Origin of the sequence: Streptomyces peucetius (genome assembly GCF_025854275.1) — a bacterium.
Lineage (GTDB): Bacteria > Actinomycetota > Actinomycetes > Streptomycetales > Streptomycetaceae > Streptomyces > Streptomyces peucetius_A.
Map to the genome: position 1 here is coordinate 3,242,235 of NZ_CP107567.1, position 15,771 is coordinate 3,258,005.

14 protein-coding genes are annotated in these 15,771 nt (G+C 70.3%); 7 read left to right on the forward strand and 7 right to left on the reverse strand.

Annotation, left to right across the window (positions count from 1 at the left end; genetic code table 11):
• Positions 1–100: 100 nt before the first annotated feature.
• Positions 101–673 (reverse strand): TetR/AcrR family transcriptional regulator, encoded by a 573-nt coding sequence (locus OGH68_RS14685; protein ID WP_264244253.1) that lies wholly within the window; start codon positions 671–673, stop codon positions 101–103.
• A 208-nt stretch (positions 674–881) separates the two neighbouring features.
• On the opposite strand from OGH68_RS14685, the gene OGH68_RS14690 reads away from it, so the two are divergent.
• On the forward strand, positions 882–4,190 hold the full coding sequence (locus OGH68_RS14690) for a S41 family peptidase (protein WP_264244256.1): 3,309 nt from the start codon (positions 882–884) through the stop codon (positions 4,188–4,190).
• Positions 4,191–4,234: 44 nt separating this feature from the next.
• On the opposite strand, the gene OGH68_RS14695 is transcribed toward OGH68_RS14690, so the two are convergent.
• Positions 4,235–4,861 carry a MerR family transcriptional regulator gene (locus OGH68_RS14695; RefSeq protein WP_264250088.1) on the reverse strand — a complete coding sequence of 209 codons (627 nt, stop codon included), beginning with the start codon at positions 4,859–4,861 and terminating at the stop codon, positions 4,235–4,237.
• Positions 4,862–5,032: 171 nt separating this feature from the next.
• Here OGH68_RS14695 and OGH68_RS14700 point away from each other — a divergent pair, with 171 nt between their 5' ends.
• The 4 genes from OGH68_RS14700 (at position 5,033) to OGH68_RS14715 (ending at position 8,746) form a co-directional block, all read left to right on the forward strand.
• Complete coding sequence (locus OGH68_RS14700; RefSeq protein WP_264244260.1) at positions 5,033–6,595, forward strand: flavin-containing monooxygenase; 1,563 nt, start codon at positions 5,033–5,035, stop codon at positions 6,593–6,595.
• On the forward strand, positions 6,592–7,530 hold the full coding sequence (locus OGH68_RS14705) for an alpha/beta fold hydrolase (protein WP_264244264.1): 939 nt from the start codon (positions 6,592–6,594) through the stop codon (positions 7,528–7,530). The genes OGH68_RS14700 and OGH68_RS14705 overlap by 4 nt, the downstream gene beginning before the upstream one ends.
• The gene (locus tag OGH68_RS14710) at positions 7,527–8,408 is read left to right on the forward strand and encodes an SDR family oxidoreductase (RefSeq protein WP_264244267.1); all 882 of its coding nucleotides are present in this window, start codon (positions 7,527–7,529) and stop codon (positions 8,406–8,408) included. The genes OGH68_RS14705 and OGH68_RS14710 overlap by 4 nt, the downstream gene beginning before the upstream one ends.
• A 107-nt stretch (positions 8,409–8,515) precedes the next feature.
• Positions 8,516–8,746: a hypothetical protein gene (locus OGH68_RS14715; RefSeq protein WP_264244270.1), complete on the forward strand. Its 231-nt coding sequence runs from the start codon at positions 8,516–8,518 to the stop codon at positions 8,744–8,746.
• Between the two features lie 190 nt (positions 8,747–8,936).
• Here OGH68_RS14715 and OGH68_RS14720 read toward each other — a convergent pair whose 3' ends face one another.
• Positions 8,937–9,734 carry an exodeoxyribonuclease III gene (locus OGH68_RS14720; RefSeq protein ID WP_264244273.1) on the reverse strand — a complete coding sequence of 266 codons (798 nt, stop codon included), beginning with the start codon at positions 9,732–9,734 and terminating at the stop codon, positions 8,937–8,939.
• 50 nt (positions 9,735–9,784) lie between these two features.
• On the opposite strand from OGH68_RS14720, the gene OGH68_RS14725 reads away from it, so the two are divergent.
• Both OGH68_RS14725 and OGH68_RS14730 read left to right on the forward strand, forming a co-directional pair.
• Positions 9,785–10,270, forward strand: a complete 486-nt coding sequence (locus tag OGH68_RS14725; RefSeq protein ID WP_264244277.1) for a GNAT family N-acetyltransferase — start codon at positions 9,785–9,787, stop codon at positions 10,268–10,270.
• A gap of 110 nt (positions 10,271–10,380) precedes the next feature.
• On the forward strand, positions 10,381–11,328 hold the full coding sequence (locus OGH68_RS14730; RefSeq protein ID WP_264244280.1) for a trypsin-like serine peptidase: 948 nt from the start codon (positions 10,381–10,383) through the stop codon (positions 11,326–11,328).
• Between the two features lie 69 nt (positions 11,329–11,397).
• Here OGH68_RS14730 and OGH68_RS14735 read toward each other — a convergent pair whose 3' ends face one another.
• From OGH68_RS14735 to OGH68_RS14750, 4 genes are all read right to left on the reverse strand, one after another.
• On the reverse strand, positions 11,398–12,909 hold the full coding sequence (locus tag OGH68_RS14735) for a hypothetical protein (protein ID WP_264244282.1): 1,512 nt from the start codon (positions 12,907–12,909) through the stop codon (positions 11,398–11,400).
• On the reverse strand, positions 12,910–13,287 hold the full coding sequence (locus OGH68_RS14740; RefSeq protein WP_264244284.1) for a hypothetical protein: 378 nt from the start codon (positions 13,285–13,287) through the stop codon (positions 12,910–12,912).
• 109 nt (positions 13,288–13,396) lie between these two features.
• Positions 13,397–14,791, reverse strand: coding sequence for a hypothetical protein (locus tag OGH68_RS14745; protein ID WP_264244287.1), 1,395 nt, complete (start codon positions 14,789–14,791; stop codon positions 13,397–13,399).
• 322 nt (positions 14,792–15,113) lie between these two features.
• On the reverse strand, positions 15,114–15,764 hold the full coding sequence (locus OGH68_RS14750) for a contact-dependent growth inhibition system immunity protein (protein ID WP_264244289.1): 651 nt from the start codon (positions 15,762–15,764) through the stop codon (positions 15,114–15,116).
• Positions 15,765–15,771 lie beyond the last annotated feature (7 nt).

Below are 15,771 nucleotides of genomic sequence, written 5' to 3' on the forward strand. Positions count from 1 at the left end.
TGAGGGCGTACAGGGCATGGGGAGCCGGCCCGACGACGAGAGCGGCGCGCGTCAGGTGCTGTGCGGTGGTGCGGTGGGGAGAGGGGGCGACCCGGGGAGGTCAGACGCCGAGAGCGGGGAGGACCACGGCGTCGAGGTAGTCGGTGAGGAAGGCTTGGTCGGGTGTGCGGTCCTCGATCAGCTGCCGGACGACGAACGCGCCGACCAGCATGTGCGGTACGTACCCCAGCGCCGGGTTGTCCGCGCTGACCTCGCCCCGGTCCACGGCCCGGCGCAGCAGCGCGTCGAGGCCGGTGATCTCCGGCTCGACCAGCAGCTCGCGCAGGGCGTCGTGGAGATCCGGATGGGCGTGGATCGCCTGGGCCAGACCCCGCATCAGCGCGGAGTCCTTCTCCATCTGACGGTCGTCGGTCCGTCCGATCATGGCGTGGAAGTCGCCGCGCAGGGTGCCGGTGTCGATGTCGCCGACCTGCACCGGCTTGCTGTGCTTGAGCGCCGTGGCGACCAGCTCGGGCTTGCTCTTCCACTGGCGGTAGAGCGTGGCCTTGCTGGAGCGCGTACGGGCCGCCACGGCGTCCATGGTGAGGGCGTCGTAACCGACCTCGCGGAGCAGGTCGAGCACCGCTTCGTACAGCTCTGCCTCGCGCTCCGGGGTGAGCCGGCTGCGTGTCACGACGGCCTCCCGGGTCGCAGTCGATCGAACGAAACTGTTTCGTACACTTCGAGGCTACCCGCCCGCCCTGTCGAAACGAAACCGTTTCGCTTGTGGCCTCGGTCACGGCATCCGCCGGCCGGCCGCGCCGGTGCCGCGCCGGTACCCGAGGCGAATTCACCCCGGCCCACAAGTTGCCGCGCCCCCACGGCGCGGAAAGCATTGGGGGGTGAGTGACGACGTGGCGTATCTCCGTTTCCCGCATCTCTACGAAGACTTGCTGTGCTTCGCCGCCGAGGACGACCTGTGGGTCGCACCGCTGGTGCCGCAGGGGCACCGGCCGGGCCGGGCGTGGCGGCTGACCGTGGACCGCACCAGAGTCGGCCACCCGCGCTTCTCCCCCGACGGCACCCACATCGCGTACACGAACTGGCGCAGCCTCGACCCGGAGATCCATCTGGCACCCGTCGACGGCGGGCCCGCGCGCAGACTCAGCTACTGGGGCTCGACCGACACCCGGGTCTGCGGCTGGACGCCCGACGGACAGATCCTCGCCGTGTCCTCGCACGGCCAGCCGTTCTCCTACTTCTCCTGGGCCTACAGCGTTCCGACCGACGGCTCCCCCGGCGGCCGGCTCCCCTGGGGGCCGGTCTCCGACATCGCCGTCACCGACGAGTCCGAGGGCCCCTCCCAGGCCGGCGGCACCGGCTGCGAGCGGCGCACCCTGCTGCTCACCGGCAAGCCGCCGCACGAGCCCGCCGCGTGGAAGCGCTACCGGGGCGGGGCGACGGGCCGGCTGTGGCTCCACGGCGAGCGGCTGCTTCCCGACCTCGACGGCCACCTCGACTGCCCGATGTTCATCCGCGGCAGCGACTCGGCCAGGTGGTCGGAGGACGACGGACGGATCGCCTTCCTCTCCGACCACGAGGGCGTCGGAAACCTGTACTCCTGCCGCCCCGACGGCACCGGCCTGCTGCGCCACACCGACCACGACGCCTTCTACGCCCGGCACGCCTCGAGCGACGGCCGCCGCGTCGTGTACCAGTGCGCCGGCGACCTGTGGATCGTCGAGGACCTGACCTCCCCGGAGGCCGTGCCGCGCAAGCTGGACGTGCGGCTCGGCGGACCGCGCGCCGGACGCCGTACGTACCAGGTGCCGGCCGCCGGCAACGTCAACGCGATCTCCGTCGACGAGACCGGGCGGGCCAGTGCTGTGAACGTACGCGGCAGCCTGTACTGGCTCACCCACCGCGACGGGCCCGCCCGCACCATCGCGGACACCCCGGGTGTACGGGTACGGCTGCCGGAGATGCTCGGCAGTGGCGGCCAGGTCGCCTACGTCACCGACGCGGACGGCGAGGACGCCGTCGAGATCGCCTACCTGCCGCGGGCGACCGGCGACCGCGAGCCGCGGCGGCTGGCGTCCGGGGAGCTCGGGCGCGTGCTGGAGCTGGTGGCCGACACCGAGGGCGAACGGATCGCCATCACCTCCCACGACGGCCGGCTGCTCCTCATCGACACCACGGAGGTGTCCACGGGAGAGGTGACGGAGCTGGTCCGCTCGGCCAACGGGCCCGTCCGCGACCTGTCCTTCTCACCCGACGGGAACTGGCTGACGTGGTCACACCCCGGCATCGGACGGTCGCTGCGGCAGATCAGGATGGCCAGGATCGCCGACCGGACGATCGTGGACGTCACCGACGGCCGTTTCGAGGACGAGAACCCGGTCTTCACGAGCGACGGCCGCTACCTCGCCTTCCTCTCCTGGCGCGGTTTCGACCCCGTCTACGACGTGCACACCGGCGATCTGTCCTTCCCGCTCGGCTGCCGCCCGTATCTGGTGCCGCTGTCCTCGGCGACCCCCTCGCCGTTCGCGCTGACGCCGGAGGGCCGGCCCGCCGCCGGCGGGCTCGACCCGCTGGAGGAGTCCTCCGACAAGACGGTCCTCGTGGAGACGGAGGGCCTGGAGAACCGGGTGACGCCGTTCCCGGTCGCCGCGTCCAAGTACTCGGCACTGCACCCGGTCGCCGGCGGCGGTCTCGTCTGGCTGCGCTGGCCCATCTCCGGCGCCCTGGGCGAGACGTTCGTCAACCCGGCCGACACCTCGGGCCGGCCGACGCTGGAGCACTTCGACATCTCCAAGGCCCGCAGGACCGAACTGGTCGGCCATCTGGACTGGTTCGCGGTCAGCGGCGACGGCACCCGTCTCGTCGTCGTCGACGAGGGCGACCTGCGCGCCGTGCCCGCCACGGAGACGGGCGACGGCGACTCCACCGTCTATCTCGACATGCGCCGCATCCTGCACGAGGTGGACCCGGTCTCGGAATGGCGGCAGGCCTACGACGAGGCCGGCCGCATCATCCGGGACTACTTCTGGGAACCGGACATGTGCGGCATCGACTGGCAGGGGGTGCTGGAGCAGTACCGTCCCCTGGTCGAACGGGTGGCCTCCCCCGACGAGTTCGCCGACCTGATGCGCGAGGTCCTCGGCGAGCTGGGCACCTCCCACGCGTACGTCACCGGGGCGCGGCGCAACGAAGGTCCGCCGCACTACCAGCGGGCCATCGGCCTGCTCGGCGCCAACCTGGTGTGCCGGGACGGGAAATGGGTGGTCAAACGCATCCTTCCGGGTAACTCCTCCGACTCCAAGGCCCGCTCGCCGCTGGCCGGTACGGGCATCAGGGAGGGCGCGGTCCTCACCCACGTCGACGGCCGGCCGGTCGACCCGGTGAGCGGGCCGTACCCGATGCTCGCCGCGGCGGGCGGCACGACGGTCGAGCTGACGTTCCTGCCCGCGGGGGACGAGGGCCGCCACCGCCGGGTCGCGATCGTCCCGCTGATCGACGAGCGGCCGCTGCGCTACCAGGACTGGGTCGCCAAACGGCGTGCCGTCGTGCGGGAGTTGAGCGACGGCAAGTGCGGCTATCTGCACATCCCCGACATGGGTGGCTCCGGCTGGGCGCAGTTCAACCGCGATCTGCGCATGGAGGTCTCACGGCCCGCGCTCATCGTGGACGTGCGCGGCAACGCGGGCGGCCACATCAGCGAGCTGGTCATCGAGAAGCTCACCCGCAAGATCCTGGGCTGGGACCTGACGCGCAACGCGGAGCCGGTGTCCTACACCTCCAACGCCCCGCGCGGGCCGGTCGTCGCGATCGCCGACGAGGCGACCTCGTCGGACGGGGACATGATCACGGCGGCGTTCAAGCTGCAGGGCCTGGGCCCGGTCGTGGGCACCCGCACCTGGGGCGGCGTGGTCGGCATGACGGGCCGCCACCGCCTGGGCGACGGCACGGTGATCACGGTGCCGATGAACGCGGCGTGGTTCGACGCGTACGGCTGGTCGATCGAGAACCACGGCGTCGAACCGGACCTGGACGCCCTGCGCACCCCGCTGGACTGGGCCGAAGGGCGCCATGTGGGCCTCGACGACGCGATCCGGCTCGCGCTGGACATGTTGAAGGCGGCACCCGCCGCCGAACCGCCGGACTACTCCGGCGCCCCCGACCTGCGCCGGCCCCCACTGCCGCCGCGCTGACGGAGCGCGGGCGGCGCGGGCGCCCGGGCCGTTCCGGGTGTGTCTCAGGGCTGGGGAGGTCTGCGCAGGCGGCGGTCCATCGCCATGGACAGCTCCGCGTCGACGACGGCCTTCGCGAGCGGGCGCAGCTTCTCCAACCGGTCGTCGGCGCTGTGCTCGGTCAGTACGCCGATGAACAGTTCGGCCAGGGCGTCCGCGTGCACGCGCACCTGGCGGCCGGCCTCCAGCACGTCCGCGAGCGGGACGCCTTCGCGGACCAGCGCGGCCGAGACGTCCAGCAGACGACGGCTGATGTGGACGATCTCGTCGCCGTCGGTCGCGAGATAGCCGAGTTCGAGCGCGGTGGCCAGGTTCTCCACGGTGACCTCGCCCTCGAAGTAGTCGGCGAGCGCCTCGGGGGTGAGGCGGACCGGGGTCTCCTCGGTCGGTTCGCCGAGGCCCAGGACCTCGCCGACGTCCCGGCCGCTCTCGATGGTGGCGGCCAGGTCGGCGATGCCGTTGAGGGTGTGGCCGCGCTCCAGCATGGCGGCGATGGTCCGCAGCCTGGCCAGGTGGTGCTCGTCGTACCAGGCGATCCTGCCCTCCCGGCGCGGCGGCTGTATCAGCCCGCGCTCACGGTAGAAGCGCAGGGTGCGCACCGTGATCCCGGCCTCCTTGGCCAATTCCTCCATGCGGTACTCGCGCGCTTCCGTCACACCGGCAGCCTATGTTGTACCGCCGGTAACTTGTCGGGCCCGACCCCTACCGCTCGGTAGGGCGCTGCTCTACCCTCCCAACCATGCCAGTGATTGCTGGCAGTGTTTTCGGGTTCGGCACGGGACGTTCCAGCGGGAGGCGGCGGCATGGGCCAGCAGCAGCACGAACACGTACGGGTGGCGGTGATCGGATCCGGATTCGGTGGCCTCGGGGCGGCCGTCCGGCTGCGCCGCGAGGGAATCACCGACTTCGTCGTCCTGGAGCGCGCCGACTCGGTGGGCGGCACCTGGCGGGACAACAGCTATCCGGGCTGCGCGTGCGACGTGCCCTCGCATCTGTACTCGTTCTCCTTCGCGCCCAACCCCGAGTGGCCCCGCACCTTCTCCGGCCAGGAGCACATCCGCGCGTACCTGGAGCATGTGACGGACACCTTCCGGCTCCGCCCGCACCTGCGCCTGGAGCACGAGGTGCTGATGATGCGCTGGGACACGGAGGAACTGCGCTGGGAGATCGAGACCTCCCGGGGCACACTCACCGCGGACGTCGTGGTCTCGGCGACCGGTCCGCTGTCCGACCCCAAGATGCCCGACGTCCCGGGGCTCGACGGCTTCCCCGGCAAGATCTTCCACTCGGCCCGCTGGGACCACGACTACGACCTGCGCGGCAAGCGGGTCGCGATGATCGGCACCGGCGCGTCCGCGATCCAGATCGTGCCCTCGATCCAGCCCGAGGTCGCGAAGCTCACGCTCTTCCAGCGCACCCCTCCGTGGGTGATGCCGCGTGTCGACCGGAAGATCTCCGGCGCGGAGCGCTGGCTGCACCGGCAGCTTCCGTTCACCGGAACCGCGCGGCGCGGACTGCTGTGGGGCATCAGGGAGCTCCAGGTCCAGGCGTTCACCAAGCGCCCCAACGAGCTCGGCCTCGTCGAGCAGCTCGCCAAGGCCAACATGCGCAAGGCGATCAAGGACCCGGCACTGCGGGCCAAGCTGACGCCCTCGTACCGCATCGGCTGCAAGCGCATCCTGCTCTCCAGCACCTACTACCCGGCGCTCGCGCAGCCCAATGTGGACGTCGTCGCCTCGGGCCTCAAGGAAGTGCGCGGCTCCACGGTCGTCGCGGCGGACGGCACAAAGACCGAGGTCGACGCGATCGTCTTCGGCACCGGCTTCCACGTCACCGACATGCCGATCGCCGAGCGGGTCGTCGGCGCGGAGGGCATCACGCTGGCCGAGGCGTGGAAGGACGGCATGGAGTCGCTGCGCGGCGCGACCGCGGCCGGCTTCCCCAACTGGATGACGATCATCGGCCCGAACACCGGGCTCGGAAACTCCTCCATGATCCTGATGATCGAGTCCCAGCTGAACTACATGGCCGACTACATGCGGCAGTTGAACCTCCTCGGCGAGGGCTCCGCACTCGCGGCCCGTCCCTCCTCCGTCCACGCGTGGAACCGCCGCGTGCAGGAGCGGATGAAACGGACCGTGTGGAACACCGGTGGCTGCACCAGCTGGTACCTGGACGCCAGTGGCCGCAACACCACCATCTGGCCCGGCACCACGACCGAGTTCCGCAGCGCGACCCGGCACGTGGACCTCTCCGAGTACGAGGTCATCAGGGCCGCCGCCCGCCGGAAGCCGGTCGCGGCGACGAGCGGCGCCGAGAGCTCGAGCGGCACGAAGAGCGCGAAGGACACGGAGGCCGTCGCATGATCCCCCAGAGCCTCCGGCCTGGGAGGTACCCCCGGCTGCTGCACGGCGGCGACACCCCGCCCGTCGCCGACCGCGAACTGACCGCCGTCTCCGCCGACGAATCACGCATTCATGTCGAGGTGCACGGCCCCGAGGGAGCGCCCGTCGTCGTCCTGGCCCACGGCTGGACCTGCTCCACCCTCTTCTGGGCCGCGCAGATACGGGACCTGGCGACGGACCACCGCGTCGTGGTCTACGACCAGCGCGGCCACGGCCGTACGCCGGCCGGGCCCGTCGGCACCGACCGGCTGGCCGACGACCTGGAGGCAGTGCTCGCGGCCGTCCTCGCACCGGGCGAGAAGGCCGTGCTCGCCGGCCACTCCATGGGCGGCATGACGATGATGGCCGCCTCCGGACGGGCCGGCTTCCGGGAGCACGCGGCCGCCGTGCTGCTGTGCAGCACGGGCAGCGCGCGGCTCGTCGACGAGTCGCTGGTGCTGCCGATGCGGCCGGGGCGGCTGCGCACCAGGCTGACGCATCTGATCCTCGGGGCCCGCGCCCCGCTCGGCCCGGTCACACCCGTCTCCCGGCGCATCCTCAAGTACGCGACCATGGGCCCCGGTTCGGCGCCGGATCGGGTGGACGCGTGCGCCCGTATCGTCCACGCCTGCCCGCGCGCCGTGCGGGTGGCCTGGTCGCACGTCCTCGGTGAACTCGACCTGGACGAGGGGGTGCGGGGGCTGGACGTTCCCGCGATCGTCATCGGCGGCACGGCCGACCGGCTCACTCCGATCGTGCACGCCGAGCGGATCGCCGCCGCCCTCCCCCAGTGCCTCGAGCTGGCACGGCTCACCGGGGCGGGCCACATGACACCGGTGGAGGCCCCGGAGGCCGTCACCGCCAAGATCCGTGAGCTGGCCGGAACATACCTGGACGTGAAGGAGAAGGCCGCATGAGCAAGGTGAGCCTGGAGGGGCAGGTCGCGGTCGTCACCGGCGCGGCGCGGGGCGTCGGCGAGCTGCTGGCGCGCAAACTCTCCGCGCGCGGCGCGAAGGTGGCGCTCGTCGGTCTCGAACCCGACGAGCTGAAGAAGGTCGCGGCCCGGCTGCACACCGAGGCCGACCACTGGCACGCGGACGTCACCGACCACGAGGCGATGGCGCGGGTGGCGCAGGAGGTCAAGGAGCGCTTCGGCAAGGTCGACATCGCGGTCGCCAACGCGGGCGTGGCAACGGGCGGTCCGTTCCTGCACTCCGACCCGGTCTCGTGGCGGCGGGTGATCGAGGTCAACCTGATCGGAAGTGCCGTGACGGGCCGGGCGTTCCTCCCCGTACTGATGGAGAGTCGCGGCTACTTCCTCCAGATCGCGTCCCTCGCCGCGATCACCCCCGCCCCCATGATGTCCGCGTACTGCGCGTCGAAGTCGGGTGTGGAGGCGTTCGCGCACAGCCTGCGGGCGGAGGTCGGCCACCGGGGCGTACGGGTCGGCGTCGGCTATCTGTCCTGGACCGACACCGACATGGTGCGTGGGGCCGACCAGGACGACGTGATGCGGGAGCTGCGGCAGCGGCTGCCGTGGCCGTCGAACCGGACGTACCCGCTGGGCCCGGCGGTGGACCGGATCGTGGCGGGCATCGAGCGCCGTTCCGCGCATGTGTACGGACAGTGGTGGCTGCGCGGGATGCAGTCGATCCGCGGGTACCTCCCGTCGCTCATCGGCACGGTGGGACAGCGCGAGATGCGCCGTTTCGAGCCGCGTCTCGGCTCGGTCTCGACGGGGCTCGTGGGGGCCGGCGGGGCCGCTGACGAGGCCGTTCGTACGGAGAGCCACTGAGCGTCACTGATCGAAATGCGTGGTTTGTCGGTGCGTGCCAGGCTGGTCGCAGCCCCGGGAGGCAGCACTGCCCCCGGCCCCCAAACCCCTCATAGGAGTGACATTCCATGGGCATCTCAGACCAGTTCAAGGACAAGGCCAACGAGATCGCGGACCAGGCGAAGCAGAAGTCCGGCAAGGGAGACCAGTCGCAGCGCGCACGCCGCGCCAAGGAGGAGGTCTCCGAACGGATGCAGGGCCGCGAGCAGCAGGGCGGCCGGTCCCGGGAGTCCATGCAGGAACGCGGCGAGGACGCGATGCGTGAGCGCCGTGACAGGCTCGAGGACTACGACGCCTGACGGGGCGGCGTAGGCCCTCGGGCCCGACGGACAAGGGACGCACCCGCACACGCCGGGTGCGTCCTTTCCGTGTGCACTCCCCTGCCGGCGAGGCCAGTTCCCCTGAGCCGCCGGCGTCGGTCCCGTGGGCCGCCGACTGCCCTTGACGCGACATCAGTCCCCGTGGACCGCGACTGCCCTCGCCGCGGCGTCAGTTCTCGTAGACCGCCGTCACGGGCGCGTGGTCGGACCACCGTTCGCCGTGCGTCGCCGCCCGCTCCACCCACGCCTTCACCGCGCGCCCGGCCAGACCGGGCGTCGCCACCTGGTAGTCGATGCGCCAGCCGGTGTCGTTGTCGAAGGCGCGGCCGCGGTAGGACCACCAGCTGTACGGGCCCTCCTGGTCGGGGTGGAGGGCGCGGACCACGTCCACGTATTCGGCCTCGTCGAAGACGCGGCCGAGCCACTCCCGCTCCTCGGGCAGGAAGCCGGAGCTCTTCCGGTTGCCCCTCCAGTTCTTGAGGTCGGCCTCGCGGTGCGCGATGTTCCAGTCACCGCAGACGACGACCTCGCGGCCGTCGGCCGCCGCGCGGGCCCGCAGCTCCTTCAGGTACGGCAGGAACTCGCCCATGAAGCGCATCTTCTCGTCCTGCCGCTCCGTGCCGACCTCACCGGACGGCAGGTACAGGCTGGCGACCGTGACACCCGGCAGGTCGGCCTCGACGTACCGGCCGCTGCCGTCGAACTCGCTCGAACCGAAGCCGATCCGCACCGCGTCGGGTTCCCGCCGTGTGTAGAGGGAGACGCCCGCGCGGCCCTTCGCCGCGGCAGGGGCGTGCACCGTGAACCAGCCGTCGGGGTCGCGCACCTCGGCCGGCAGCTGGTCGGCGGTGGCGCGTACCTCCTGGAGGCAGATCGCGTCGGCGGCGGTCGTCGCCAGCCACTCGACGAAGCCCTTCTTCGCGGCGGCCCGGAGACCGTTCACATTTACGGAGGTCACGGTGAGCATCCCGGCACCATACCGGCAGACGCCATTCGCATACACGTACGCTTTCCGGCATGCATGTCAGAACTGTGGGCTTCGATCACCCGGACGCGGTGAAGCTCAACGACCAGGTCCAGCTCGAGTACGTCCAGCGTTACGGGGACGACGGTGACGCCACGCCGCTCGACCCGTCGATGTTCGTACCGCCGCGTGGCCTTTATCTCATCGCCTACGACAACCGGGACCGTCCCCTCGCGACCGGCGGCTGGCGCACCCAGGACGCGAACCCGGAGGGGTACTCGGACGGCGACGCCGAGCTCAAGCGCATGTATGTGATCCCCGAGGCCCGCGGCCTGGGCCTGGCCCGCCGCATCCTCGCCGCGCTGGAGGAGGACGCCCGTGCGGCCGGCCGGATCCGCATGGTGCTGGAGACCGGTGACATGCAGCCGGAGGCGATCGCGCTCTACGCCTCCAGCGGCTACGAGCCGTGCCCGAAATTCGGCTACTACCGGGAGTACGAGAGCAGCCGCTGCATGGCCAAGTTGTTGACGCGCCCCTGACATAATTACGGGATTCGTGGCACTCTGCCTCACGCACGCCGATCCGCACCGCCTCGCCCCCCTCCCCGCCCGAGCACGTCCGCGGGCGGGCACGGCAGAAGGAGACATGCGTGAGACGCCACCGCTTTGCCGCCACGGTCCTGACCGCCGTCGGCGCCCTGCTCGCCGGGGCCCTGTCCACCACCTCCGCCGGCGCCGCCCCGCCCCCGGCCCCCGCACCTTCGTCGTTCGCCCCGCAGCAGGCGGCCGACGGCTTCTGGACCGCCGAGCGGATGCGCGGCGCCACCCCGCTCGACCTGATCCACGTCACCCCCGGCTCCGTCCGGGCTCCCGTGCCGGCCGCCGTCGGGGCGGAAACCATCATCGGCCCGACCTCCTTCCCGCAGGCCGGCGGCCCGTGGACCGGGGGCGGCGCGGTGGTGAAGACCTCAGGCCGGGTGTTCTTCACCTTCCAGGGCCGTACGGCCTCCTGCTCCGGCAACTCGGTCACCAGCCAGAACGGCAGCACGGTCATGACCGCCGGCCACTGCGTGAAGTACCAGGGCTCCTGGCACACCGACTGGATCTTCGTCCCCGGCTACGACAACGGCCAGGCTCCGTACGGCCGGTGGAGCGCGACGAAGACGTTCGCCACGCAGCAGTGGGCGGCGAGCGAGGACATCAACTACGACGTGGGCGCAGCCGTCGTCGCCCCGTTGAACGGCAGGACCCTCGCCGAGACGGTCGGGGCGCAGGGCCTGAAGTTCAACGGCGGCTACAACAAGGCCATGTACGCCTTCGGCTTCCCGGCGGCCGATCCGTACGACGGCAGCAAGCTGATCCACTGCAGCGGCAACAGCTCGAAGGACTTCCTGTTCTCCCAGGACCACAGCCTCGGCTGCAACATGACGGGCGGCTCCAGTGGCGGCCCCTGGTTCGAGTCCTTCGACGAGGCCACCGGCACCGGCCTCCAGGTCTCGGTGAACAGCTTCGGCTACCGGTTCCTGCCGAACCGCATGTTCGGCCCGTACTTCGGCCCCGAGGCCAAGTCGGTCTACGACCAGGCCCAGGCGACCTGACGCTGTAGAGCGCCTCAGCAAGCCAACACGGCACGCGGCCCTGGCGTATCCCTCCGCCAGGGCCACCTTCTACGGCCTGGCGCCCGGCCCCGAAACCGCTCCAGCGTGCCCGCCCGCCCTCGTCAGCGCCAGCTCGCGGTCCGGTGTCGTGTACGCCGCCGCGGCAAGTTCCTTCACGAGGCCGGTCGCGTCGCTGCCGTGTCGGCCGAGCCTGGCAAGCAGGCCGGCGGCCTCGCGCAGTATGGCGGCTCGCGGTCCGGTGGTATCGGTGCCGGTGCCGGTTTCAGTGCCGAGTAGTCCGGCGTGTCGCTCCAGTGCGGCCCGCACCCCGGCCACGTTTTTCTCGAACTCGTCCGCCTTGGCGCGTACTTCCCCAGCGAGCTTGTTGACGTTCCGCGCGTACGGGTGGGCCTTGGCAGGCACGCCGAAAAGGCGTGCGGCACGCTCGCGGGCCTTGTCGTACTCCGCTTCGCCAGGCAGCGGCTGGGAGCGCAGCGACCAGCCGGGACCGATCGCGGAGAGCTCGGGTGCGGTGTTCTCCGCCCCGGAGTTGAGCGCCCAGGCGCGGTCGTCGAGGAGCGCGTACGCGGTGATCAGCAGGTTGCTGGTCTGCCGGTCGAGGCCGGTGTACTCGAGGGGCTTCTCGGTGATCCAGCGGCGGATGTTCTCGACGGCGAGCTCATCTCGCTCACCGTGCTGCGCGGCTGCCTGGTTGATGCGGGTGCGCCAGTCGGCGCGCAGCACCAGCGGGCCGTCGTGGACGGTGCCGAGCTCGAGTGGTTCCACGATCCGTTTGACGGTCGCGAGGTCCTTCGGCTCCACCTCCACCCGGCCGTCCTCGTCCATGGCCTTGGTGATCCATTCGAGGGCGGTACGCAGTTCGCCCGGGGTGACGGCCTTCCGCTGCCCGTGGCGGTCGGTGCCGAAGTCCGGGTGCTTGGCGTGGCAGGCGCCGAACATTCCGTCGGCGAGGTGCTGCACATTGTCCGCGAACGACTTGCCGCCCTCGAGTTCGGGGCGCGGGTACCTCGGCTCGAGCGACAGGACGTGGCGGCCGTCGACCACCTCGGCGGCGGTGGTGCCCTCCCGCGGCTGGGAGATGCCGTGCACCTCGCCGAGCGCGGCAACGAGGGTGCTGGTGAGCGTGTCGCGCCCGAGTTCGAGCTGACGCCTGGCCTCGACCCGGTCGTCGGGCGCGTAGGTGCGGGTGTACTCGTCCAGCCGGTTGCGTTCCAGCAGGAAGTTGATCCGCATCAGCCGGCCGAGCTGTGCCTTGCGTTGTTCGGAGAAGAAGTCCGGCAGCCACACCAGGGTGGGAGCTTCGAGGTTCTCCTGCAGTTTGGTGACCCGCTGGAAGTCATAGCTGAAGAAGCGGTGGGTCTCGTCGTCCCAGGGATAGTCGACAACGAAGCAGACCCGGCCGTCCTCGGGCGGGGTGAACCGCTCGTCCGCCAGCTCACGCGGGTCTCCCGCATTCCCGAACACGAACTCGACCGTGCGCCGGGTGCCCCGCCAGAGGATCTCCTTCTCGTCGAACAGTCCCTCCTTGACGCCGAACTGCTCCCACAGCTGGTCCCGCACTCACACCCGGCGCGTGCCCACCCTGTCCTCTCCGGCGACGGCGTCGAGCAGCGGCTCGACGTCCAGGTCGGACAGATGCAGTGAGGACATCGGGTCGGAGCGGCCCTCAGCGAGCAGTTCGCTGTGGAACTTGCCCTGCAGGCTCTGCATCCGCTCGGCGACCTTGTCGCCGGGCGGCACGGTCCGCGACCGTACCGAGCCGTGGTTGAGCGCGGCGAGCCGGGTGCCGGTGAGCCTGCGCAGGGCGGGCACGTCGGGGGCAAGTGCGGCCAGCAGCAGGGTCTTGACGAAGCGGTCGTCGGCAATGAGGTCCGGGGGGGCCTCGCGGCCGTACTGCTCCAGCAGGTACTGGCGGACCCTGAGGTGGAATTTCTCCACCGCGTCGGACTCGTGCTTGAGCTACTCGGTGAAGACTGCGCCCGTGCCGTCGACGAGGACGTCCCACAGGTCGCCGAGCGGAATGAGCCGGCCCAGTGGTGCGGTGGCGTTACTCTCCAGCAGTTGCTGGACCAGTTTGAGACCGCTGCGTTCGCGCTGGAGCGCGCCGGACAGCGCGACCAGCACGTTCAGCAGGGCGGGCGAGAGCGGGTAGACGGCGCGGAAGTCGTTCCAGTCGGCGTTGGTGGCCCCCTGGTCGTCCAGTAGGACGTCCTTGACCTGCTGATTGGACCGGTCGATACCGGCGAAGGCGCTCTCCAGCACCTCTTCCTTGCCCGCCCTGGCCCGCAGCACCCGCTCCTTGATATCTCCGGAAGGTTGCGGTCCTCCAGATTGATGACGGTGAAGGGTCCTTCAGGTACTCCAGCGCCTGCTCCATGTTCTGCACGTCGGAGCCGAGGATGTCCTTGCCGACGAGCTGGGAGAGGTCACGCTGGCGGGAGATGAAGGAGACGATCGGCACCGGCCGGTCGGCGTTGCCCGACTCGATCAGCTTGACGAGTTTCTGGATCTCCTCGTTCACCCAGGTGCGGTCGCGCATACGGGCCTGGAGCCAGAGGATCAGCTCGTCGAGGAAGAGCACCACACCGTGGTAGCCGAGGGTCCGGGCGTGCTTGCTGATCTCGCTGAGCCCGTCGTCCAGCGGCACGAAAGCGTGCGCGTCACCCGACTTGCCGGTGGCGTACGACTTCATGGGGCCGCTGAGTAGGGCCGACACCAGGTGCGTCCGGCGCGCGTCGCCGGCGGGTGCGGCGAAGGCCGCGTCGAGCTCCGCACCCGTCCACGGGATGGCGGCCACGGCTCCGATGGGGGCCAGGTCCTCGTCGTCGGCAGAGGCTGCGGTGATGGGCCGCAGACCGTCGTCGGCGGCGGGGGTCGTGGCGGCGGTGGGCAGCAGCGACGCGAACGCCTCGTCGCCGAGCGACTCGCGCAGCGCACGGGCGTCCTCCAGCAGCGCGTCCGCCTTGTACACCGATGGGGTGGGCGCGTCCGGGTGTTTGGCGCGGACCGTCTTGACGTAGCCGTCGAGCAGCGCGGAGTCGAGGTTCGCGGCGCCGACCAGGTGATAGGGCACCATCAGGAAGTTCTTCCCGGGCAGCCAGTCGTCGTGCTCGACGATCACCTCACGCAGACGCTGCTTGCCCCGCGTGGCAGGGTCGCCGTTGAGCACGGCGTGCAGCACGGTCAGGAAGTGGCTCTTGCCCGCGCCGAAGGAGCCGTGCAGATAGGCGGCGTACGAGGAGTTCTTGCGCACGGCGCCGCGGATCAGCCGGAGCGCCTTGTCGAACTCCTTGGCCAACTGCTCGGTGACCACGTAGTCGGCGACCGATCCGGCGGCGGCATCTGTGAAGCCCTGGGACAGCGCGACCTTGAAGTCGCCGGCGTGGGCGTCCTCCTTGATGTCGGGGACGTCCTTCAGCATGACATCGCTGCCCCTGGCCATCAGCCGCTGCTGCTCCCCACCGCGTCCCGCCCGGCCGCCCTTCCCGGGGGCCGGTCACTCAGCGGAGCCTCGTCGTCACGGGATCCGCGTTCACCGTTCCTCCATCCTGCCAGTTCGCTGCGACGATCGAGGACGGTCCGCGGCGCAGCGGGGGTCGCGCGGGCCTCGGCCCGTCGCTCAGCTCGGATCGTGAATGGAGGTGGTGCCGCCGAAGCCGTCAACGACCACTTGTGCCGTGGAGCCGTCGCGGAGCTGACCTTCTCTCCCGAGCCCCTGGCCTGCAGAGGTGCGTGAATCCTCCCGATCCACATCGCCGAGGAGGTTACTTCCGATGAGTGATTATCTCGCGGACGTCGTTCAGCCAGCGCCGCAAGGAGACGCCCTTTGGTGGACCGATACGCAGACCGAGTGTTTGACTTGATTCACGCAGGGAAACGTCATCCGCGTTCAAGACCAGAAATTGTTGGATTTCCGCGGCGACAGTGCGCAGGTCATCCTCTGAAACGCCGTCAAGATAATCATCGACCGCCTCCCTGTGCGAGGCGTACTCGACATCGAAGTCTTGATGGAAGTAGGCGCTCAGGAAGTGTGCAAGTTCTGGAAAGCGTTCCTTCCACTCCCAAGTCGTCTGGGGTGCGACTGGAGCGGGCGGCTCGGAGCCCTCAAGAAAATGAGCCAGGTGCTGACGGACGAGGAGAAGGCATGCTTCTACGTTCGAACCGACGGGGGGTGCGATGTGAGGCAACAGATCGACATCGTCCGCGATCTCTTCGCTGAACAGCCCTCTTGAAAGGAGATCGTCGATCTCGGCCGCCGCTGCGGCTGCCCGGCCCGGGTGGCGGGCGGCCTGCCGCAAGAATGCAGCGAGCGCAACTCCAGGGTGATCGGGAGTGTCATCGAAGGTGTAACCGGTCTCCTCATAGGAACGCAGCAGGTTCCGCAGCTCCTTGAAGCGGTCGCTGTACGACGTCATTGATGTC